This is a genomic window from Odoribacter sp. N15.MGS-14 (assembly GCF_000980245.1).
Lineage (GTDB): Bacteria > Bacteroidota > Bacteroidia > Bacteroidales > Marinifilaceae > Odoribacter > Odoribacter splanchnicus.
The window spans coordinates 1-652 of sequence record NZ_LARE01000186.1 but is presented as its reverse complement, the minus strand read 5'-3'; the positions used below and the strand labels follow the sequence as shown (position 1 = coordinate 652).

General features: G+C 52.9%; 2 tRNA genes and 2 rRNA genes. All 4 read right to left on the bottom strand.

Annotated elements, in window-relative coordinates:
* Positions 1-189 (bottom strand): 23S ribosomal RNA (locus WS34_RS15020); the annotation flags it as partial.
* Between the two features lie 138 nt (positions 190-327).
* Positions 328-401 (bottom strand) — tRNA-Ala (locus WS34_RS15015).
* Positions 402-406: 5 nt separating this feature from the next.
* Positions 407-480 (bottom strand) — tRNA-Ile (locus WS34_RS15010).
* A gap of 80 nt (positions 481-560) precedes the next feature.
* Positions 561-652, bottom strand: a 16S ribosomal RNA gene (locus tag WS34_RS15005); the annotation flags it as partial.

Genomic DNA, 652 nt, shown 5'->3' with positions numbered 1-652 from the left:
AGATGTTTCAGTTCCCCGCGTTCGCCTGCATGATAATGCATGACCGTCATCTAGACGGCCGGGTTGCCCCATTCGGAAACCCACGGGTCAAGAGTTACTTGCACCTCGCCGTGGACTATCGCGGCTTATCGCGTCCTTCTTCGCCTCCGAGAGCCTAGGCATCCACCGCGCGCCCTTAATCGTTCACGTTCGTTAGCGTCGTGTACTTTTATAATCTACCTTGTCCCCTGTATCACCACGGGGACGGCTCTGTGTTATTCTACTACATTCTTACTTCGTGGATCAAATGATCCATTAACGTTCCAGCATGTCAAAGAACTTTATCCGTGGAGAATAAGGGAGTCGAACCCTTGACCTCCTGAATGCAAATCAGGCGCTCTAGCCAACTGAGCTAATCCCCCGGCTGTAGTCCCTCGCGGAGTTGAACCGCGGACCTCTACATTATCAGTGTAGCGCTCTAACCAACTGAGCTAAGAGACTATGGTTAACCCGCTATCGGGCAATCATGTAACGTGAAAAAACGTGAAACGGGTAGCGAGCCACATGAGCCACCGCTCCAGAAAGGAGGTGTTCCAGCCGCACCTTCCGGTACGGCTACCTTGTTACGACTTAGCCCCAGTTACCGGTATTACCCTAGCCCGTTCCTCGCGGT